Genomic DNA, 20,603 nt, shown 5'->3' with positions numbered 1-20,603 from the left:
GGGTCAGTCGAGCCGCTCGGCCGGCGTCAGCTTCCGCCGCATGGTCCCGGCGTCCTCGCCCCAGACCTCGGCGTCGATACGGACCACGACGACCGTGTCGTCGGTGCGCGCGGTCCGGATCCCGACACCGGCGTCCTGCGCCGTCACCCGCAGCAGCCGGCGGATGCTCTCCGCGCTCTCGTCGTCCGGGACGACCCGAGCGGCCTGGCCCGTCTCCAGGCACTCCGCGAACATGCTGTCGCTCATGGCGCCGACGGCGGCGCTCACGCCCTCCGACTCCGCACCGCTCATCGGGCCTCCCGTCGTCCCCGTCGATTCACACGGTAGGCCCTCGCCGCCCGGGCGTCCCCGCGAAACGGCTGGGGACCGGCCGGGCGTCGCCGACCCGGCCTCTACCGTCGAGCCGTGCGCCCTCCCCGCGGTCCCGTCGCATGAGCCGGCCGCTCCGTGACTACGCGGCGATCGGCGACGGGCGGACCATCGCCCTCGTGGCGAGCGACGCGACGATCGACTGGTTCCCAATCCCGGGTCTCGACACCGCGCCCGCCTTCGCGGCGCTGCTCGATCCGGCCGGGGGCGCGATCCGGCTCCGCCCCACGGCGACGTTCTCGGCGCAGCGCCGCTACGAGCCCGGCACCAACGTGCTGGTCACCCGGTTCGTCACCGCCGACGGGATCGCCGAGGTCACCGATGCGCTCGTGACCGGCGTCGCGGGTCGGCTCCCGTGGACCGAGCTCGCCCGGCGGGTCCGCGGGATCGCCGGGTCGGTCGAGCTCGAGTGGGCGGTCGAGCCGGGCAACCTGTTCGGCGACGCCCCGCCCGAGCGGGTCCCGACGCCGTTCGGCCCGCTGCTGCGCTGCGACGCCGTCAACATCGCGCTCGTCGGATCCGGGCACGGCCGACTCGATCCGCACGATCCGGAGCACTGGGTCGCGGACGCGCCGCCGCGGTTCGCGGGCCGCTTCGCGACCGGACCGGGATCCGCGCACCTGGTCTGCGTCGTCGGCACCGACGGCGAGCCCGTGCACCTGCCCGACCCGCGCATCGTCGACGAGGGCGTCGACCGCACGATCGCCAACTGGCAGACCTGGTCGCGGGAGTTCAGCTGGGACCGCGGCCCGTGGGTGGAGCCGGTGCAGCGCAGCATGCTCGCCCTGAAGCTCCTCCTCTACAGCCCCACCGGCGCGATCGCGGCCGCGGCCACCACCTCGCTGCCCGAGTCGCGTGCGGGCGGCAAGAACTGGGACTACCGCTACGCCTGGATCCGCGACCTCGCCTACGCCGTCGACGCGATGCTCGACTTCGGGCTGCGCGAGGAGCCGCACGCGGCGACCTCCTGGATGCTCGACGCGCTGAAGGCGCACGGTGACGGCGTGCAGGTGTTCCTCCGCCTCGACGGGAGCCGCGACGGGGCGGTCCGCCGGGTGAAGGCCGAGGGGTGGGACGGCGTCGGCCCCGTGCTGCAGGGCAACCGGGCCGCCGACCAGCTGCAGCTCGGCATCTTCGCCGACGTCCTCGGGCTCCTCACCCGCTACGTCGAGAGCGGCAACATGCTCGACCTCGAGTCGAGCGACCTGCTCGCCCGGCTCGCGACGTGGGCGTGCGAACGGTGGCCGGAGAAGGACTCCGGGCTGTGGGAGCTGACCCGCAAGCGCCACTACGTCAGCAGCAAGATGGCCTGCTGGCAGGCGCTGGACGCGGCCTGTCGGCTCGCCGACGCCGGGCACATCACGCCCGATCCGAGCCTCGTGCGGCGCTGGCGGCGCAACCGCGACGCGATCCGGCGCTGGGTCGACGACAAGGGATGGTCGAAGAAGCGCGGCGCCTACGTCATGTGGCCGGGCAGCCGGCGCCTCGACGCGTCGGTGCTGCTGCACGCGCGGTCGGGCTTCGACACCGGGGAGCGGATGTCGCGCACGATCGATGCGCTGCGCGACGAGCTCGGCAGCGGGCCGCTGCTGCACCGCTACTCGGGCATGCCGTCGGAGGAGGGCGCCTTCGTCGCCTGCTCCTTCTGGCTGGCCGAGGCGCTCGCGCGCGTGGGCCGGATCGAGGAGGCGAGGGAGCTCATGGACGAGCTCGTCCGGCTGCCGAACGATGTCGGCATCCTCGCCGAGATGGTGGACCCCGCCGACGGCTCATTCCTCGGCAACCTCCCGCAGGCCCTCAGCCACCTGGCGCTCGTGCAGGCCGCCCGGACGATCACCGACCTGCTCGAGGGGCGCGAGACCGCGGAGCCTGGACGCCGCCCGGACAAGCGGTGATCGTCGGGTCGGCGTCGCGTAGACACGATCCGTGAGTCCATCCGGGGTCGAGCGCCCCACGATCTTCGCCCTCCCCGCCCTCGGATCCGGTGCCCGGTCCTTCGAGCCGCTCGCCGCCGCGCTCGCCGCCGACGCCGACCTCGTGGCGATCGACCTGCCCGGATTCGGCGGCCGCTCCGCCGCGGACGGCACGACGGTCGACGAGATGGTCGCGCTCGTGCTGCGCGAGATCCGCCGGCGCCAGCCGCACCGCTGGCTGCTCCTCGGGCACAGCATGGGCGGCAAGATCGCCTCCCTCGTGGCGGCCCGGACGCTGTCGGGCGACGCCCCCCTGTTCGGGCTCGCGGGGGTGGTGCTGCTGGCCGGCTCGCCGCCGTCGCCGGAGCCGATGGACGAGGACCGGCGCGAGCGCATGCTGTCGTGGACGGCCGACGGCTCCCGCCTCAACGCGGCGCAGATCCGCGAGTTCATCGACGGCAACGTGGGAGCGCCGCTGCCCGACGACCGGGACGCGCTGATGCGCGAGCTGCTCGCGGCCGCCGACCCGGAGGCCTGGACCGCCTGGCTGCAGCGCGGATCGCGGGAGGACCGCTCCGCCGAGACCGGCGTGCTCGACCTGCCCGCGCTCGTGATCGCCGGGGGAGAGGACGCCGACCTCGGCGAGGAGGCGCAGCGCGCGGTCAACGGCCCCGTCTACCCGCGCGCACGGTTCGCGACCCTCGACGGCGCCGGCCACCTGCTCCCGCTCGAGCGACCGGACGAGGTCGCCGCCGCGATCCGGCGCTGGTGGGCGGAGGAGGCCGGCACCGCCCCCGCGCTCCCGGCCGACTATGCGCGGATGCTCGCCTCCTCGCGCGTCGCCCCGCGCACGCGCGCCGCCCTCGCTCGTCGTGCGGTCGCCGACGACCTCGAGGCCACACCGCGCGCGCTCGACGCCGCACAGCTCGCACGGCTCCGGGTGCTGGCCGACCTGCTCCTGCCGCAGCCCGGACGCGCGATCGACCTCGCCGCGCGGGTGGATGCGCGGCTCGCCGCCGGCACGGGCGACGGATGGCGCAACGACCTGCTGCCGGCGGACCCCGAGGCCTACCGCGCCGGGCTGGACGTCCTGCGCGAGCTCGACGGGGCCGACGACGACCGGCGCCGGGCGATCGTCGCCGCCGCGATCGCGGGCGACGGTGCGGGCGTCGGTGCGGGCGTCGACGCGGCGCTCTCCCCGGAGGCGCTGCGGGCGTGGCTCGAGGACGTGCGGGTCGACCTCGTGCAGCAGTGGCTGGCCCACCCCGCCGCGATGGCCGCCATCGGGTACGACGGGGTCGCGAGTGGTGGCCAGCGGCTGCGCATCCAGGGCTTCGAGATCCTGGGGCTCGGCCGCCGCGAGGCATGGGAGCCCGCGATGACGGAGGGCGCCGCGTGAACCTGGACGGGATGCGCCGATACGGCACCGACGGCGAGGTCGACGTCGTCGTCGTCGGCACCGGCGCGGGCGGGGCGCCGCTCACGGCCGTGCTCGCGGAGCGCGGGCTCGCGGTCGTCGCCCTCGAGGCGGGGTCGAATCACGATCCGCAGCAGCACACGCCCGACGAGCTCGAGGCGGTCGACATCAACTGGATGGGCGAGCGGCTGAGCGGCGGCGGGACCCCGACGGCGTTCGGGCCCAACAACAGCGGTCGCGGCGTCGGGGGATCGACCCTGCACTGGGGCGCGTTCACCCCGCGCCCCGACGCGCGCGACCTGCGGCTCCGCTCCGAGACCGGCGTCGGCGCGGACTGGCCGATCGAGCACGCGGAGCTGATCGGCTGGGTCGAGCGCGTCGAGCGCGAGATCGGGGTCTCGGGGCCGTCGGGATATCCGTGGGACACCGGCCGCCGCTACGCGTACCCGCCCGCGGCCCGCAACGCCCCGGCCGACCTCATGGCGACGGGGGCGGAGCGGGTCGGCATCCGCGTCGCCGATGCGCCGGCCGCGCTCATCACCCGCGACCGGCATCAGGACGGCGTCGGCATCCGCCCGGCCTGCGCGAACTGCGGCACCTGCCACCAGGGCTGCCGCAGCACCGCGAAGGCGTCGATGGACACCACCTACCTGCCGCGCGCCGTCGCGGCCGGGGCGGAGATCCGTCCCGACGCGACCGTCCACGGGCTCGAGACCGACGCCGCCGGCCGGATCGTCGCCGTCGTCTACCGCCATGAGGGCCGCGACGTGCGGCAGCGCTGTCGGGCCGTCGTGCTCGCGGCCGGCGGGGTCGAGACGCCGCGCCTGCTCCTGCACGCGGGAATCGCCAACGCGAGTGGGCAGGTGGGGTGCAACTTCCTGGCGCACGGCGCCGTGCAGGTCTGGGGCCGGTTCGACGAGGAGGTCCGCGGCTACCGCGGGTACCCGTCGTCGCTGATCTCGGAGGACATGGTGCGCCCGGGCGACGCGTCGTTCGCCGGCGGCTACCTCATGCAGAGCCTCGGCGTCATGCCCGCGACCTGGGCGACGAGCGTCGCGCGCGCGGGCGTGTGGGGACGCGAGCTCGTCGACGCGCTGCTCGGCTACCGGTACATGGCGGGCATCGGCATCAACGCGGAGTGCCTGCCGAGCGAGGAGAACCGGCTGGAGCTCGCCGACGAGACCGACGAGCTCGGCGTGCCGCTCGCGCGGGTCACGTTCTCGGCGGGGGAGAACGAGCGGGCCATCGACGCGCACGCGGTCCCGGTGATGGAGGCCATCCTCCGGGCGGCGGGGGCGCGCTCGACGATGACCCTGCCGCGGAGCGCCCACACGATCGGCACGGCCCGGATGGGCGCGGACCCCGCGACGTCGGTCGTCGATCCCCGCGGGCGGAGCCACGAGATCGACAACCTGTGGGTCTGCGACGCGTCCGTGTTCCCGAGCTCGCTCGCCGCCAATCCCGCGCTCACGCTCATGGCGCTCTCGCTGCGGACGGCGGAGGCGATGCTCGCGGCCTGAGCGCCAGGCGCGAGTCCGGCCTCCCCGGCCGCGCCGCCCGTAGCGTGCGGCCATGGCCGATCAGTACGCGTTCGACAACCCGGTGACCCGCTACGGCCGGATCCACCCGCCGGAGCAGCTGCAGGACGAGCCCGGTCTGCAGAGCGGCATGGAGCCGCTGCCCGACCTCGGCGAGACGTCCTACCGCGGCACCGGCCGACTGACCGGCCGCCGGGCCCTCATCACCGGCGGCGACTCGGGGATCGGCGGCGCCGTCGCGATCGCGTACGCGCGGGAGGGTGCCGACGTCGCGATCTCGCACCTGCCGGAGGAGCAGTCCGACGCCGACCGGATCGTCGCGCTCATCGAGGAGGCGGGTCGGCACGCCGTCTCCCTCCCCGGCGACATCACGGAGGCGGCGTTCTGCCGCGAGCTGGTGGCGCGCGCGGTCGACGAGCTCGGCGGCCTCGACATCCTCGTCAACAACGCCGGCAAGCAGGTGGTCGCCGAGAGGCTCGAGGACCTCTCCGACGAGCAGTTCGAGCGCACCTACCGCACGAACGTGTTCGCCAACTTCTGGATCACCAAGGCCGCCCTGCCGCACCTCGGCCCCGGCTCCGCGATCATCTCGACCGCGTCCCTCGAGGCGTACCAGCCGGCCCCCGAGCGGATCGACTACGCGAGCACGAAGGCGGCGGTCAACAACCTCGCGAAGGGGCTCGCGCAGCAGCTCGCGCCGCGCGGCATCCGCGTCAACGTCGTCGCGCCGGGCGCGGTGTGGACGCCGCTGCAGGTCTCGCACGGCGTGACGATGGAGCAGATGACGCATTACGGCGAGGAGACCGCCTACGGCCGGTCGGGCCAGCCGGCGGAGCTCGCCCCCGCCTACGTCTTCCTCGCGTCGCCCGAGGCGAGCTTCGTGTCGGGCGCGACGCTCAGCGTCAACGGCGGGATGCCGACGCCGTAACGCCGCGCGTTGCTGAGCATCGCGTCCGGGGTCGGTTCCGGGCGCGGTTCGGAGCCTACGGTCGCCCTGTGACCGACCAGTACACGATGCAGGATCCCACCAAGCTCTACGCCGACCGCGTGCCCGACCCGCAGTCCCTCCCCGGCGCGGGAACCGACGCCGAGATGGCCGAGAACGTCCCCGCCGACCACGGCGAGGACACCTACCGCGGCTCCGGGCGCCTCGCCGGCCGGAAGGCGCTCATCACCGGCGGCGACTCCGGCATCGGCGCGGCCGTCGCGATCGCCTACGCGCGCGAGGGCGCCGACGTGGCGATCGTCTACCTGCCCGAGGAGGAGGAGGACGCGCAGCGCATCATCGGACTCATCGAGGACGCGGGGCGCACGGGCGTCGCGATCCCGGGCGACCTGACCAGCGCCGAGTTCGCCCGCGAGGCGGTGCAGCGCGCCGTCGACGGCCTCGGCGGGCTCGACATCGTCGTCAACAACGCGGCGAAGCAGCAGCATGTGGAGGACATCACCGAGCTCACCGACGAGGAGTTCGACCAGACGTTCCGCACCAACGCCTACGCGACCTTCTGGGTCACCAAGGCCGCCGTGCCGCACCTGCCGCCGGGCTCGGCGATCATCAACACGACGTCGATCCAGGCGTACGCGCCCTCGCCGAACCTGATCCACTACGCCGCGACGAAGGCGACGGTGAACAACCTGGCCAAGGGGCTCGCCGCGCAGCTCGCGCCGAAGGGGATCCGGGTCAACGCGGTCGCACCGGGCCCGATCTGGACCCCGCTGCAGCCGGCCGGGGGCCAGCCCCCGGAGGACCTGCCGTCGGTGGGCGAGCAGACCTACCTCGGTCGCTGGGGTCAGCCCGCGGAACTCGCGCCCGCGTTCGTATTCCTCGCGTCCGGCGAGTCGTCGTACGTCGTCGGCGAGACCCTCCACGTCGACGGCGGGATGCCGACGCCGTAGCCGGCCCGGTCGCGCGAGCGCCGGAGGGCGGGGTCAGGAGTTCGACTCCGCGTTCGCCCGCCGCGCGGTCGCGTTGTCGTCGGTCTGCCGGGAAGGGCCCGTCGTCCGCGGCGCGTCGTCCTCGTCCTTCTGGTCCACGGCGGCATCGTCGAACCACTTCGCGCCGCGGATGCGGACCGCCGCCACCGTGTCGTCCGTGCGGGCGGTGCGCACCTGGAGCCCGTCGTGCTCGGCGGTCGCCCGAATCAGCCGACGCACCTGCTCGGCCTTGTCCTCCTCGGGCACGACGCGTGCCGCTCCGCCCTCGTCGAAGACGGCGGTGTACATGTCGTCGGCCACCACCAGGGCCTCGGCATCCCACTCGTCCTCTTTGGTCATGTCGTCAGTGTCCGCCGTCCGCTGCAGCACTGGTGACCTCCGCAGCGGACATGCAGCCATCACGGATGCCGGTCCCGGGTCGGCTGTGACGAATGACGGAGACCGCGGCGTCCCGGCCGGGCTCACGCCCGTCGCCGCGCGGCCGGCGGGACGGGTGGCGCCGCGATCTCCGTCATTCGTCCCACGGGGGAGGATCGGGCGCGGATGGTGGATCACGGGGTCGGCGGTGTGACGATGGTCACCGTGAAGCGTGAGGTGCGCGTCGGCGTCGACGTCGTCGAGGCCACGATCGCGGAGTTGCGGGCGGCGCTCGAGGAGGGACGCACGACGAGCGTCGGCCTGGTGCGCGCCTACCGCGCGCGGATGGCCGCCTTCGACAGCGCGGGACCGCGGCTCAACGCGGTCGTCGTCCACAACCCCCACGCGGAGGTCGAAGCGCGCGCGTCGGACGAGCGCCGCGCCCGCGGGGAGGCACTCGGGCCGCTCGATGGCATCCCCTACACCGCGAAGGACAGCTACCTGGTGCGCGGGCTCACGGCCGCGGCGGGCAGCCCCGCCTTCGCGCACCTGGTCGCGCAGCGCGACGCGTTCACGATCGAGCGGCTGCGGGCCGCAGGGGCGATCTGCCTCGGCCTCACGAACATGCCGCCCATGGCGAACGGCGGGATGCAGCGCGGGCTCTACGGCCGAGCCGAGAGCCCGTACAACGCGGACTTCCTGCCGGCGGCCTTCGGATCCGGCTCGTCCAGCGGCTCCGGCGTCGCCAACGCCGCGAGCTTCGCGGCGTTCGGGCTCGGCGAGGAGACCTGGTCGAGCGGCCGCGCCCCCGCCTCCAACAACGCGCTCGTCGCCTACACCCCCTCGCGCGGCGTCATCTCGGTGCGCGGCAACTGGCCGCTCGTGCCGACGATGGACGTCGTGGTGCCGCACACCCGGACCGTGGCCGACCTGCTCGAGGTGCTCGACGTCGTGGTGGCGGACGACCCCGAGACGCGCGGCGACTTCTGGCGCGCGCAGCCGTGGCTGCCGCTGCCGCCGGCGTCCTCCGTCCGGCCGCGCAGCTACCCGGCGCTCGCGACCGAGGCGACCGGGGCGACCGGAGCTCTCGCCGGCCGCCGCATCGGGGTGCCGCGGATGTACATCGGCGCCGACCCGCTCGCCGGAGCCGCCGAGGACTCCGGCATCGGCGGGCCGACCGGGCAGCGCATCGACCCCCGCCCCTCGGTGCTCGCGCTCTGGGAGGCGGCCCGCGCCGACCTCGAACGTGCGGGCGCCGAGGTCGTCGAGGTCGACTTCCCGGCGGTGTCGAACTACGAGGGCGACCGCCCCGGCGCCCCGACGATCCGGACCCGCGGCCTCGTCGATCCGGCGGCGCTCCGGGCCGAGATCGTCGACCTGTCGGCGTGGGCCTGGGACGACTTCCTGCGCGCGAACGGCGACCCCGCGATCCCGGACCTGACGGTCGTCGACGGCGCCGCGATCTTCCCGCATCCCGAGGGCGCCCTGCCGGATCGGTACGACGGCTTCGACGACGACATCGCCGCGTACCCCGACCAGGCGCGCAAGCACCCGTACGCGGCCCTGACCGACATCCCGGAGATCGAGGAGCTGGTCCGCGGCCTCGACGCGACGGCGCGCGCCGACATCGACGAGTGGATGGATGCGGAGCGCCTCGACGCCGTGGTGTTCCCCGCGGTCGCCGACGTCGGCCCCGCCGACATGGACGTGAACCCCGCGTCCGCCGACCTCGGGTGGCGCAACGGGGTGTGGGTCGCGAACGGCAACCTCGCGATCCGGCACCTCGGCATCCCGACCGTCACCGTCCCGATGGGCACGATGGCCGACATCGGGATGCCGGTCGGGCTCACCTTCGCAGGTCGCCGCGACGACGACGTGACCCTTCTGCGGCTGGCGGCCGCGTTCGACGCGATCGGGCCGCGCCGCACTCCGCCCCCGCGGGCCGGCGCGCTCGGGGACGAGCCGATGGCGGGGCGACCCGAGGGGAGAACCGGATGACCTGGACGATGCCGCCCGAGGGCGACCCGCACGAGCGCACCTGGATGGCGTGGCCGAGCAGCGGCTACACGCTCGGCGACACCGAGGCGGACGCCGACGAGGCCCGCCGCACCTGGGTCGCCGTCGCGCACGCGGTGGCCGGATTCGAGCCGGTGGTGATGGTCGTCGACCCGGAGGCGGAGGGGATCGCCCGCCGGTGGCTCGGCTCCGAGATCGAGATCCTCGTGGCGCCGCTCGACGATGCCTGGATGCGCGACATCGGCCCGACGTTCGTGCGCGACGGCGACCGCCTCGGCGCCGTCGACTGGGTGTTCAACGGCTGGGGCGCGCAGGACTGGGCGACCTGGGAGAAGGACCGGCACATCGGGCGCATCGTCGCCGAGGTCGCCGGGGCCGAGCGCATCCCGTCCGAGCTCGTGAACGAGGGCGGCGGCATCCACGTCGACGGGGCGGGCACGGTGCTCGTCACGCGCACCGTGCAGCTCGATCCGGGGCGCAACCCCGGCATGACGGAGGCCGAGGTCGAGGCGGAGCTCGCCCGCACGCTCGGCGTCTCGACCGCGATCTGGCTGCCGCGCGGCCTCACCCGCGATTCCGAGCGGCTCGGCACCCGGGGCCACGTCGACATCGTCGCGACGTTCGCGCGGCCGGGCGTCGTGCTCGTGCACACGCAGCAGGACCCGGCGCACCCCGACCACGCGGTCAGCCGCGAGGTGACCGAAGTGCTGCGCGCCGCCCGCGACGCGGAGGGGCGGTCGCTCGAGATCGTCGACGTGCCGGCGCCCGAGACGCTCCGCGACGACGAGGGCTGGGTCGACCACAGCTACATCAACCACCTGCTCGTGAACGGCGGCGTCATCGCGTGCTCCTTCGACGATCCGGCCGACGCGCGCGCGGCGGAGGTGCTGCGGGAGGCCTACGGCGATCGCGAGGTCGTCACGGTCGACGCGCGGCCGCTCTTCGCACGCGGGGGCGGCATCCACTGCATCACCCAGCAGCAGCCGCGGGTGTCGTGAGGGGCGAGTCGTGACCGGCGAGCTGTTCGACTGGTTCCGCCACGTCGAGGTGGCGGCCCCGACCGTCCCCGTCGACGAGGTGCGCCGCCTGGTCGCCGACGAGTTCGGGATGGACGCGGAGCCGGAGGCCTGGGGCAGCCAGCAGGATCAGAACCTCCTGCTGCGCCGGCCCGGCGGCGGGGCGCCGATCGGCGTGCTGAAGATCAGCAACCCGGTCGTGAGCGCCGCTGAGATCGACCTGCAGGATCGCGCGGCCGCGCGGGTCGCCGAGCGCGCCCCCGGCCTCCGCGTGCCCCGTCTCGTCGTCGGACCGCGCGGCCCGGCCCGCGGGCGCTGGCGCACCTCGCAGGGGGAGTTCGACGCCCGCGTGATCGAGTTCGTCGCGGGCGCCACCCTCATGGGTTCGGACTACCTCTCCCCGCGGACGGCGGCCCGGATCGGCGGTCTCGCCGCCGAGGTGTCGCTCGCGCTCGCGGGCCTCGACGATCCGGCCGCGGCGCGCATCCACCAATGGGACCCGCAGCACGCCCTGCGGGTGATCGAGACGCTGCTGCCCGACGAGACCGACGCCGGGATCCGCGCCGAGGTCGAGCGGGCGCGCGACACGGCCGCCGCGCGACTGAGCCCGATCGCCGACCTGCTGCCGCGCCAGCTCGCGCATCTCGACGTCACCGACGACAACGTCCTCGCCCCGGCGGGCCCGATCCGGCTGCCCGACGCGGTCATCGACTTCGGCGACGTCACCGCGACGTGGGCGGTCGGCGAGCTGGCCCACCCGATCGCCTCGCTGCTGCACCACGACGGCATGACCGTCCCCGGGGTCCTCCCGACGGTCCGCGCGTTCCACGCCCGTCGGCCGCTCTCGTCGGAGGAGGCCGACGCGCTCTGGCCGCTCGTGGTCCTCCGCGGCGCGGTCCTCGTGCTCAGCGGGCGCCAGCAGGTGCGCGTCGACGACGACAACCGCTACGCGAGCACGGCGCTCGACCGGGAGCTGCGCATCCTCCGGCAGGCCGTCTCCGAGCCGCTCGACGTCGTCACGGCTCTCGTCCGGAGCGCCCTCGGGCTCCCGGTCGCCCGCCCGACCTGGCGCGGCCCCGCCGCGCTCGCCCTCCCCGAGCCGGTCGTCGTGCTCGACGCCGGCACGACCGCCCCGTTGAACGACGAGGGGCGGTGGGCCGACGCGGACGCGATCGAGGCCGGGGCGTTCCGCCTGCTGGATGCGGGCGCCGGCGCCGTCGTGCTGCCCGCGTTCGCGCCGGTGCTCACCGGGGCGCGGGCGCTCTCGGCGAGCGAGCCGGCGAGCGTCCCGCTCGCGTCGATGCTGTGGGTCGCGGGCGACCTCCGCCGGCCGGCGGCCGAGGACCTGGTCCACGACGGCGTGCGGGTCGGGATCTCCGGCGTGGGCGAGGTGATCGCGGCGCGCACCGCGACCCGCGTGACGGTGACCCGCGACGGCACGGCCCGGTCGGGCGGCCCGGACCTCCCGGAGCGCGTGACCGCGCGGATGGCGCCCGGCTGGCGCGCGATCGCCGGCGACCCGGCGCCCGCTCTCGGGCTCGCCCCCGCGCCGACCGACCCCGACGACCTGCTCCGCCGCCGCGAGGCGGTCGTCGCCGAGCCGCAGGAGCACTACTACGCCGACCCGCCGGAGATCGAGCGCGGCTGGCGGGAGCATCTCATCGACACCGACGGCCGCGTCTACCTCGACATGGTCAACAACATCGCGTCGATCGGGCACGCGCACCCGCGCCTGGTCGCGGCCGCCGGGCGGCAGCTGCGCCTCCTCAACACCAACTCCCGCTTCAACTACCGCGCCATCGTCGAGTACGGCGAGCGCCTCGCGGCGACGCTGCCGGACGAGCTCGACACCGTCTTCTTCGTCAACTCCGGGTCCGAGTCCGTCGACCTCGCGCTGCGGCTCGCGATGGCGGCGACGGGGCGCCCCGACGCGATCGCGATGCGGGAGGCGTACCACGGCTGGACCTACGCCTCGGACGCGATCTCGACCTCCGTCGCCGACAACCCGAACGCGCTCGCCACCCGGCCCGGTTGGGTGCACACCGTCGACGCCGCCAACGGCTACCGCGGGACCCATCGCGGCGCCGACGCCGCGCGCTACGCGCCCGAGGCGGTCGAGCGGATCCGGGAGCTCGCCGCCGAGGGGCGCCCGCCGGCGGCCTTCATCTGCGAGTCGTTCTTCGGCAACGCCGGCGGCGTCGCGCTGCCGGACGGCTACCTCCGCGAGGTCTACGCGGCGGTGCGCGCGGAGGGCGGCCTCGCGATCTCCGACGAGGTGCAGGTCGGCTTCGGGCGGCTCGGCGACTGGTTCTGGGGCTTCGAGCAGCAGGGCGTCGTGCCCGACATCGTCGCGGTGGCGAAGTCGATCGGTGCCGGCCACCCGATCGGCGTCGTCGTCACCCGGCGCGAGATCGCGGACCGCTACCGCACCGGCGGCTACTTCTTCTCCTCGACGGGGGGATCGCCGGTGTCGTCGGTCGTCGGCATGACGGTGCTCGACGTCATCCGCGACGAGCGCCTCCAGGAGAACGCCCGCGACACGGGCGCGCACCTGAAGGCGCGGCTCGAGGAGCTGGGGGAGCGCCACCCGCTCGTCGGCGCGGTCCACGGCGCGGGACTCTACCTCGGCGTCGAGTTCGTGCGCGACCGTGCCACGCTCGAGCCCGCCACGGAGGAGACCGCCGCGATCTGCGACCGGCTCCTCGAGCTCGGCGTCATCATGCAGCCGACCGGCGACCACCAGAACGTGCTGAAGATCAAGCCGCCGCTCGTCGTGAGCCGCGCGTCGGTCGACTTCTTCGCCGACGCGCTCGACCGGGTGCTGACCACCGGCTGGTGAGGATCGACGGTGATCACTCGATCAGGACTTCGGCGGCGGATATTGCTGCCAGTCGTCGCGCCCAGCGTCCGGGCCTGACTCCGAGTTCATCGATCGGATGTAGTCGCCCAGGTAAGGCAACGAGAACGTGACGTAGCCGCGACCGTCGGATTGCACGTAGCCGCTTTCGATGAGCCGCTTCTTGTACACCTGGACGTATTGATCCGAGACCCCCATGCGTTCGACGATGTCCGCGATCTTGGTTCGCGACTCATCGAGCGCCATCGCAGCGACGAACTCCCGATCCTTCTCCGAGAGGTCCTGATACACGCGGCTGATGACCCGACGTTCCACGGCTGTGATCGCTCGACTCTGTGCGGCCCGGGCGTCCGCCAAGGTGATCGAAGGTCCTGATCCACTGCTTCGCCAGGCGAAATCGCCGGCGAGCTGCACCAGGTAGGGATACCCCTGGCTGATGCTGACGAGGAGGGCCAGTGCGTCGTCATCGACGCGCTTGCCGCCGATACGAATCGTCTCGGCGAGGACGTGCCGAGTCTCCGGCGGGCTCAGCCGTCGGAAGTCGAGTTCGCGTGATCGGCGAAGGAAGGTGGTGTGCTCCTGTTCGACGAGGGCCTCGAGGTCGAGGCGAATGCCGGCGAACACCACCATCACATTGGCACCCTCGGCGATGGCGTGAGAGATCTCGAGGGCGAACCGCGATAACTCCCGCAGGCGGACTTTGCCCGAGGAGACCTCGTCGATCGTGATCAGGACGCCGGCGGGCGGGTGATGCTCGGCGAGCACATCCGAGAGAGCCACGAGGTCGCGGCGCAGGAGAGGTCTGACTTCGCGATGGCGGTCGACGTACTCCCACTGGGCGTTGAGCTGCCAGATCCCGAGGCCGGTGAGACGTGCTCGAGTGCCCTGGTCGAGCTGCTGGAGCAGAGAAGGGATGGCGGTTTCCATCACACGATCCATCAACCCCGCGCTGGCGTCGTCGCTGATGACCAGCCAGCCGCGGTTCCTGGCTGCGTCTTGAAGTACCGAGAGCAAAGACGTCTTGCCCGACCCCCGCAAGCCCGACACCAGCACCGACTGGCTTTCACCGAAGTCGAGGGTCTCGAATACGTCGGTCAGCTCAGCCAAGTCGGTTTCGTGGCCGCCGAAGACGAGAGGGCGCCGTCCGTAGCCGGGGCTGAACGGGCTGGGCTCGTAGTCGCGTTCTACAGTCACTCCGCCAAGGTAACCCGAAACGCTATTTAGTGTATTTATTTTTCGTCGGATGCCCGCCTATTCAACACGTTCGACCGCTCCTCCCGCGATCCGGCTCAGCGGCCGGCGGCGAGCTCCTCGGGCAGCAACGCGTAGGTGCGGGCGTGCGCGGTGCGCGCCCCGTTCGTCATGTAGCCGACGAGCGGCAGCGGGGCGGTCACGACGGTCGACTCGCGGAGCACGGCCCCGCCGGGGGCGGGTGTCGCGGTCGTCCGGGTGACGAGCGAGCAGCCGCGGATCACGCGCACCGTCCCGACGAGCGACGTCGGCGAGGTGCGCTGCATCCGCGCCGGGAACCGCACGGTGTAGCGCAGCGGCCCGAGCGCAGGCCGCTCGACCACCCGCCAGTCCTCCCACGGCCCCGCTGCGTCGTCCCCGCGCGCCTCGACCTCGGCCGACACCAGGAACGGGTGGAGACCGTGATGGCTCGCCAGGTCGGCCAGACGGTCGATGGCTGCGGCGGGCGTCACCGGCACGATCGTCGTCAGCTCGAAGCGGCGCTCGGCCACCGGCGGCTACCGCACCCGGAAGGTCGCGGAGCGCTCCGCGGTCGCGTCCGGACCGACGTAGACCTCGAACTCGGCCGCGTCGAGGGTCCAGTCGCGGGTCGCGGCGCTCCAGTACCGGCGCTGGTCGGGGCCGACCGTGAACGCGACGCGCTCCGTCGCCCCGGCGGCGAGCTCGACCACGCGGAAGGCGGTGAGCTTCCGCAGCGGCCGCGACGAGGTCCCCGAGCGCTGGTGCAGGTAGAGCTGGGCGACCTCGACGCCGTCGATCGCGGAGGTGTTGGTGAGCTCCACCGTCACCTCGATCCGGCCGTCGCGGTCGCATTCCGGTGTCGACACGGCGACCTCGCCGTAGGAGAAGGTCGCGTACGAGAGGCCGAAGCCGAACGGGTAGAGCGGGGTGCTCTGCTCGTCCCAGTAGCGCTGCCCCTGCTTCTGCGGGTCATGGGAGCGGGTGACGGCGTGGTGCATCGGCACCTGCCCGACGCTCCGCGGCCAGGTGAACGGCAGCCGCCCGCGCGGGGTCGCGTCGCCGACCAGCAGGTCCGCGACCGCCTCGCCGCCGCGCGTGCCGGGGTACCAGACCTCGAGGATCGCGGGCACGTGCTCCGACGCCCAGCGCAGGTCGAGCGGGCGGCCGCTCATGAGCACGAGGACGACGGGCGTGCCGGTCGCGACGACCTCCTCGAGCAGCCGCTGCTGGGCGCCCGGCAGCTCGAGGGAGGCGCGCGACGCGTTCTCGCCGATCATCTCCTGGTTCTCACCGAGGACGAGGATCGCGACCTCGGCGGCCGAGGCGGCCGCCACCGCCCCCGCGATCAGCTCATCCGGGTCACCGGTGGGCGGCACGGGCGGCTCGAACATGTCGAACAGCGACGGGAACTCGCGCGTCACCCGCGGCACGCCGGCCGCGTGCGTGACGGTGACGGCGGTGCCCAGGCGGGCGCGGACCCCGTCGAGGATCGTCACGGTCTCGTCGAGGTCGTAGTCGAACACCCACGGGCCGAGGGTGTCGCGCTTCGAGCCGGCGTAGGGACCGATGACGGCGACCTGGGAGAGCGCGGAGGCATCGAGCGGCAGGACGCCGCCCTCGTTGCGCAGCAGGACCGCGGAGGCGGCCGCCGTCGCGCGGGCGACGTCGCGATGCGCCGGGTCGGCCAGCACGCGCGCGGCCGCCTCCTCGTCGACGTACGGGTCGTCGAACAGCCCGAGCGCCTCCTTCGCGGCGAGCAGCCGGCGCACGCTCGTGTCGAGCTCCGTCTCGCTCACCCGGCCCGACTCCACCGCGTCGACGAGGTGCGCGAAGGCGGGATCGGCGATCGCCATCTCCAGGTCGAGCCCGGCCTGGAGGGCCCGCACCCCCGCATCCGTCGGGCCTTCCGCGAAGTGGTGCGTCTCGAGATCCTTGACCGAGTTCGCGTCGCTCACGACGAACCCCTCGAAGCCGAACGCGTCGCGCAGCACATCGGTCAGCAGCCAGCGGTTGCCGCTCGCCGGAACCCCGTTGAGGTCCATGTACGCCGCCATGATGTTGCCGGCGCCCGCCTCGATCGCCGCACGGAACGGCGGGAGGTAGACGTTCCAGAGCTCCTGGTCGGAGATCTCCGACTGGTCGTAGTCGCGGCCGCCGAGCGCCGCCCCGTAGCCGGCGAAGTGCTTGGGCCCGGCGAGGATCCGATCGGCCGGGATGCGATCCGCGCCCCCGCCCTGGAACCCGCGCACCTGCGCCGCCGCCACGATCCCGCCGAGCAGCGGGTCCTCCCCGGCGCCCTCGATCATCCGCCCCCACCGCGCGTCGCGCGCGATGTCGACCATGGGCGCGAAGGTCCAGCGGATGCCGACGGCGCGCGCCTCGGCCGCCGCGACCGCCTGCGCGCGCTCGACGATCCCGGCGTCCCACGTCGCCGCCATGGCGATCGGCACGGGCAGGATCGTGCGGAGCCCGTGAATCACGTCGAACCCGAACAGCACCGGGATCCCGTGCGCGTTCCCCGCGATCGCGCGGCGCTGCAGCGCGTTGATCCGCGCCGGGTCCGTCACGAACAGCAACGACCCGACGCCGCCGGCGTCGAGCGCCGCGTCCACGGCCCGCGGCTGGCCGGCGACGTCGCCTACCACGTCCGAGGTCGCGCCCTCGGGCAGCGAGAACGAGAAGTACTGGATCAGCTGGCCGACCTTGTCGGCGACGCTCATCCGCGCAAGGAGCTCCTCGACGCGGGGGCTGGGGGCAACCGTCACGCCCTCATCGTAGGAGCGCGCGGCGCCCGGCGGGAGGTCCGCCGGGCGCCGTCGCGGCTACTCGACGGTGCCGTTCCGCCGTCGGATCACGACGATCAACCCGCCCGTCAGCAGCAGCATGATCGCCGCCGCCAGCCCCGGCTGCAGCAGGTCGCTGCCGGTCAGGGCCAGCCCGGCCGGCGGGTCCGTCGCCACGGTCACGGTCGACGGGTCGCTCGTGATCGTGCCCCCGTTCGGGAGCGTGCCCGATACGGTCGCCGTGTTCTGGATCCGGCCGCCGGTGCTCAGGTCCGCGGCGACGACCGTGTAGGTCGCCGTGCAGGTGAAGGTCGCGGCCGGGGCCAGGGGCGAGACGCCGGTGGGGCAGCTCAGCGCGGACATCGTCCCGTGCCCGGTGAACGAGGTCTCGCGCACGGCCGGGCTCGTGATCGTCACGTTGCCCGTGTTGGTGACCCGGAACGAGTACGTGATGACGTCGCCGACGTGGGTGACCGTGCCGACGCTCGCCGACTTCACGAGCGTGAGCGCCGGCGCCGGGCTCGTCGTGACCGTCGCGGTGGACGGCGTCGAGACCGGAGGCGTGGTGCCCGCGGGCGACTGCGCGGTCACGGTGGCGGTGTTGGTCAGCGTGCCCGCATCGACGTCCGCCTGGGTCAGCGTGTAGTCGGCCGTGCAGGTCACGTCGTCCCCGGGCGCCAGCGTGATGGGACCGGCCGGGCAGGTGATCGGACCGAGACCCGCGGTGCCGGAGAAGCCGCTGTCGGTGATGATCGGATTCTGCAGCGTCACGTTGCCGGTGTTCGTGATGAGGAACGAGAAGACGACGCGCTGGTTCACCGCGGCCGCCGTCGGGTTGGCGCTCTTCACGATCGAGATCGCCGGCGTCCGGGTCGCGTCGACGCGCGCGCTCGACGGTCCGCTCACCACGTCGGCGCCGGTCGGCGGGGTGCCGGTGGCCGTCGCCGTGTTGGTGATCGCGCCGGAGTCGACATCCGCCTGGGTCGCGGTGTACGCGGCGGTGCAGGTCTCGAACTGCCCGGCGAGCAGCGTCGTCTGCGGGCAGTTGAGCGCTCCGAGGGTGCCGGTGCCCGAGAACGCGGTCTCGTCGACGCCGATCCCGCTGAGGCTCACGTTGCCGGTGTTGGTGATCAGGAACGAGAACGTGACGGCCTGGCCCGCCGCGGTGATCGTGGTCGGGCTCACCGACTTCGCGAGGGTGATACCGGGCGCCGGCGGCGTCGGCACCACGGCCGACGAGGGCGTCGACGTCACCGGCGTGGTCGATCCGGCGGGAGTCCCCTCCGCGGTCGCGCTGTTGCTCACGCTGCCGGCGTTCAGGTCGTCGGAGGTGAGGACGTAGTCGACGTCGCACGTCATCTGGGCACCGGGTGCGAGGGACGTCTGCGGACAGGGCGGGTTCGTCGGGAATGCGCCGGTACCGGTGAACCCGCTGTCGGTCACGACGATGCCGCTCAGCGCGACGTTGCCCGTGTTGGTGACGACGAAGTGGTACGTCAACGTCTGGCCGGGCACGAAGGTGGCCGGACCCGACGGCGTCACGGACTTCACGATCGAGATGCCCGGGGCGGGTGCGGTGGCCGGGGTCGAGGTGGTCGACGGTGTCGAGGTGATCGCCGGCCCGGTCGGCGGGGTCCCGGAGGCAGTGGCGCTGTTGTCGACCGAGCCGGCCGTCACGTCCGCCGCGGTGACGGTGTAGAGCGCATCAGCCGTGCAGGTCACGGCCGCGCCCGGGGCCAACGAGGGGGTCGGGCAGGTGACGGCTCCGGCCTTCGCATCGGTCACGCCGACCCCGGTGAGGGGCACGTCGCCCGAGTTGGTCACGGTGAACGTGTACGCGATGGTGTCGCCCGCGTCCGTCACGCCGTTGCCGTTGACGTCGGTCGGGGCGCCCGCGTGCTTGACGAGGGTGATCGCCGGGCTCTGGAAGGCCACGTCCGCGGTGCCCGGAGCGTTCAACCCGGTGGTCGTCACGTTGCCCGGCCCGTTGCTGTACGACCCGGGAGTCGCCGACGTGACGTCGACCGAGACGGTGCAGGACGCCATGCCCGCGCTGAGGTTGCCGGTGACGCCGACCGTCGTCGCGCCCGCGGGCGCGGTGACCACGCCGGCCGGGCAGGTGGTGGCGACGGCGGGCGTCGCCGCCACGGTCAGTCCGCTCGGGAGCGCGTCGGAGAACGACCAGCCGTTCTTCGCGGCGAGCTCGGTCGTATTGGTGACCGTGAACGTCAGCGTCGAGGTGCCGCCGGTCGGAGCGATCGCCGGGCTGAACGACTTGTCGAGCTGGGGTGTGACATCGAGGATGCGGAGGTTGTCGAACGCGGCGTCGTTGCCGGCGCCCGATCCGTTCGCGTTCTGCAGACGGACACCGACGGCCGAACCCGAGAAGAGGATCGAGCCGTTCGACGTGTAGGTGCCGACCCGCGCGGTGTCCGCGGCGACCACGCCGCTGGCCGGGACGGCGACGTTCGTGCCCGACGAGCACACGTTGATCTGGCCGCCGACGTTCGTCGCCGTTCCGTTCGCGGCGACGAAGGCGAACTGATAGAGCGGCGACGACGCGACCGGCGGGCAGTTGATGGCGGCCGCGTCGACCTGGAAGGTCAGGTAGCGACCGGACGACGACGCGAGCGGGATGCCGCTCGTCGTCGCGAACTCCACGGCGTTGGCGCCCGGGTTGTTCTCGGTGTAGGCGGTCACCGCGTGGTTCGTCGCCGGGGTCGCCGATCCGGCGTGCACGCCGAGCGCGTAGGCGAGCTGGTTGAGCCGGGACGTGTCGGTCGTGCTGACGCAGTTGCCGAGCGTCGTGTACGGGGTGTTGAAGTTGCGGATCTGACCGTTGCAGGCGGTGAGCCAGACGTTGTCCGCGGTGTAGGTCTGTCCCGTGGGGCCCGTGTAGGAGGTGAGGCCGACCGGAGTGGTGCCGACCCCGTTCTCGAAGGTCTCGGAGTACACCACTCCCGGCGCCTGTGGTGTCCCGGGAGTCCCAGGAGCCGCCTGCGTCGGCAGTGCCGGCTGCACGAAGACCCCGGCCATCGCCGCGATCACGGCGGTGGCGAGGAGGGCGGCGGCAGCTCGCGCCCTCCGGGAACGGACGTCGACAATCGCACGGGCGCGAACGGCCACGTAGAACTCCCCTGCATCGCGTACGGCGTCCCCAGCCGCTCGGATCACGCAGATTCCGAGCCCG

Annotated in this window: 14 protein-coding genes; 8 read left to right on the top strand and 6 right to left on the bottom strand. The window is 73.5% G+C overall.

Going from position 1 to position 20,603, the window contains the following annotated elements:
• Nucleotides 1-3 precede the first annotated feature (3 nt).
• Nucleotides 4-291 (bottom strand): hypothetical protein, encoded by a 288-nt coding sequence (locus tag ACTHM3_RS05455; RefSeq protein WP_440405088.1) that lies wholly within the window; start codon nucleotides 289-291, stop codon nucleotides 4-6.
• 140 nt (nucleotides 292-431) lie between these two features.
• On the opposite strand from ACTHM3_RS05455, the gene ACTHM3_RS05450 reads away from it, so the two are divergent.
• From ACTHM3_RS05450 to ACTHM3_RS05430, 5 genes are all read left to right on the top strand, one after another.
• Nucleotides 432-2,264: a glycoside hydrolase family 15 protein gene (locus ACTHM3_RS05450; protein ID WP_440405087.1), complete on the top strand. Its 1,833-nt coding sequence runs from the start codon at nucleotides 432-434 to the stop codon at nucleotides 2,262-2,264.
• Between the two features lie 31 nt (nucleotides 2,265-2,295).
• Nucleotides 2,296-3,681 carry an alpha/beta fold hydrolase gene (locus ACTHM3_RS05445; RefSeq protein WP_440405086.1) on the top strand — a complete coding sequence of 462 codons (1,386 nt, stop codon included), beginning with the start codon at nucleotides 2,296-2,298 and terminating at the stop codon, nucleotides 3,679-3,681.
• Nucleotides 3,682-3,692: 11 nt separating this feature from the next.
• Nucleotides 3,693-5,219: a GMC family oxidoreductase gene (locus tag ACTHM3_RS05440; RefSeq protein ID WP_440405085.1), complete on the top strand. Its 1,527-nt coding sequence runs from the start codon at nucleotides 3,693-3,695 to the stop codon at nucleotides 5,217-5,219.
• Nucleotides 5,220-5,271: 52 nt separating this feature from the next.
• Nucleotides 5,272-6,165, top strand: a complete 894-nt coding sequence (locus ACTHM3_RS05435; protein ID WP_440405084.1) for an SDR family oxidoreductase — start codon at nucleotides 5,272-5,274, stop codon at nucleotides 6,163-6,165.
• A 68-nt stretch (nucleotides 6,166-6,233) separates the two neighbouring features.
• Nucleotides 6,234-7,133: an SDR family oxidoreductase gene (locus ACTHM3_RS05430; RefSeq protein ID WP_440405083.1), complete on the top strand. Its 900-nt coding sequence runs from the start codon at nucleotides 6,234-6,236 to the stop codon at nucleotides 7,131-7,133.
• Nucleotides 7,134-7,166: 33 nt separating this feature from the next.
• Here the strand turns inward: ACTHM3_RS05430 and ACTHM3_RS05425 are convergent, their stop codons facing one another.
• The gene (locus ACTHM3_RS05425; RefSeq protein WP_440405082.1) at nucleotides 7,167-7,511 is read right to left on the bottom strand and encodes a hypothetical protein; all 345 of its coding nucleotides are present in this window, start codon (nucleotides 7,509-7,511) and stop codon (nucleotides 7,167-7,169) included.
• Between the two features lie 234 nt (nucleotides 7,512-7,745).
• Between ACTHM3_RS05425 and ACTHM3_RS05420 the strand changes: the two genes are divergently transcribed.
• Genes ACTHM3_RS05420 through ACTHM3_RS05410 form a run of 3 tightly spaced genes read left to right on the top strand, consistent with a single transcriptional unit; the run spans nucleotide 7,746 to nucleotide 13,400 of the window.
• Nucleotides 7,746-9,527: an amidase gene (locus ACTHM3_RS05420; protein ID WP_440405123.1), complete on the top strand. Its 1,782-nt coding sequence runs from the start codon at nucleotides 7,746-7,748 to the stop codon at nucleotides 9,525-9,527.
• Nucleotides 9,524-10,543, top strand: coding sequence for an agmatine deiminase family protein (locus ACTHM3_RS05415; RefSeq protein WP_440405081.1), 1,020 nt, complete (start codon nucleotides 9,524-9,526; stop codon nucleotides 10,541-10,543). The genes ACTHM3_RS05420 and ACTHM3_RS05415 overlap by 4 nt, the downstream gene beginning before the upstream one ends.
• 10 nt (nucleotides 10,544-10,553) lie before the next feature.
• On the top strand, nucleotides 10,554-13,400 hold the full coding sequence (locus ACTHM3_RS05410) for an aminotransferase (RefSeq protein ID WP_440405080.1): 2,847 nt from the start codon (nucleotides 10,554-10,556) through the stop codon (nucleotides 13,398-13,400).
• 21 nt (nucleotides 13,401-13,421) lie between these two features.
• Here the strand turns inward: ACTHM3_RS05410 and ACTHM3_RS05405 are convergent, their stop codons facing one another.
• The 4 genes from ACTHM3_RS05405 to ACTHM3_RS05390 all read right to left on the bottom strand — a co-directional run bounded on the left by ACTHM3_RS05405 (nucleotide 13,422) and on the right by ACTHM3_RS05390 (nucleotide 20,539).
• Nucleotides 13,422-14,612: an ATP-binding protein gene (locus ACTHM3_RS05405; RefSeq protein ID WP_440405079.1), complete on the bottom strand. Its 1,191-nt coding sequence runs from the start codon at nucleotides 14,610-14,612 to the stop codon at nucleotides 13,422-13,424.
• Between the two features lie 95 nt (nucleotides 14,613-14,707).
• Nucleotides 14,708-15,160, bottom strand: coding sequence for a hypothetical protein (locus tag ACTHM3_RS05400; RefSeq protein WP_440405078.1), 453 nt, complete (start codon nucleotides 15,158-15,160; stop codon nucleotides 14,708-14,710).
• A 6-nt stretch (nucleotides 15,161-15,166) separates the two neighbouring features.
• A complete protein-coding gene (locus ACTHM3_RS05395) occupies nucleotides 15,167-17,395 on the bottom strand; it encodes a glycoside hydrolase family 3 N-terminal domain-containing protein (RefSeq protein WP_440405077.1) in 2,229 nt (742 codons plus the stop codon).
• A gap of 57 nt (nucleotides 17,396-17,452) precedes the next feature.
• Nucleotides 17,453-20,539 carry a DUF7507 domain-containing protein gene (locus tag ACTHM3_RS05390; protein WP_440405076.1) on the bottom strand — a complete coding sequence of 1,029 codons (3,087 nt, stop codon included), beginning with the start codon at nucleotides 20,537-20,539 and terminating at the stop codon, nucleotides 17,453-17,455.
• Nucleotides 20,540-20,603: the final 64 nt, after the last annotated feature.

Origin of the sequence: Pseudolysinimonas sp. (assembly GCF_051954455.1) — a bacterium.
Classification (GTDB): Bacteria; Actinomycetota; Actinomycetes; order Actinomycetales; family Microbacteriaceae; genus Pseudolysinimonas.
This window is presented reverse-complemented; position numbering and strand designations above follow the sequence as displayed.

Coding starts and splice junctions, on each gene's coding strand:
- ACTHM3_RS05455 (WP_440405088.1), bottom strand. CDS start 291: ATGAGCGGTGCGGAGTCGGAGGGCGTGAGCGCCGCCGTCGGCGCCATG.
- ACTHM3_RS05450 (WP_440405087.1), top strand. CDS start 432: ATGAGCCGGCCGCTCCGTGACTACGCGGCGATCGGCGACGGGCGGACC.
- ACTHM3_RS05440 (WP_440405085.1), top strand. CDS start 3,693: ATGCGCCGATACGGCACCGACGGCGAGGTCGACGTCGTCGTCGTCGGC.
- ACTHM3_RS05435 (WP_440405084.1), top strand. CDS start 5,272: ATGGCCGATCAGTACGCGTTCGACAACCCGGTGACCCGCTACGGCCGG.
- ACTHM3_RS05425 (WP_440405082.1), bottom strand. CDS start 7,511: ATGACCAAAGAGGACGAGTGGGATGCCGAGGCCCTGGTGGTGGCCGAC.
- ACTHM3_RS05420 (WP_440405123.1), top strand. CDS start 7,746: ATGGTCACCGTGAAGCGTGAGGTGCGCGTCGGCGTCGACGTCGTCGAG.
- ACTHM3_RS05415 (WP_440405081.1), top strand. CDS start 9,524: ATGACCTGGACGATGCCGCCCGAGGGCGACCCGCACGAGCGCACCTGG.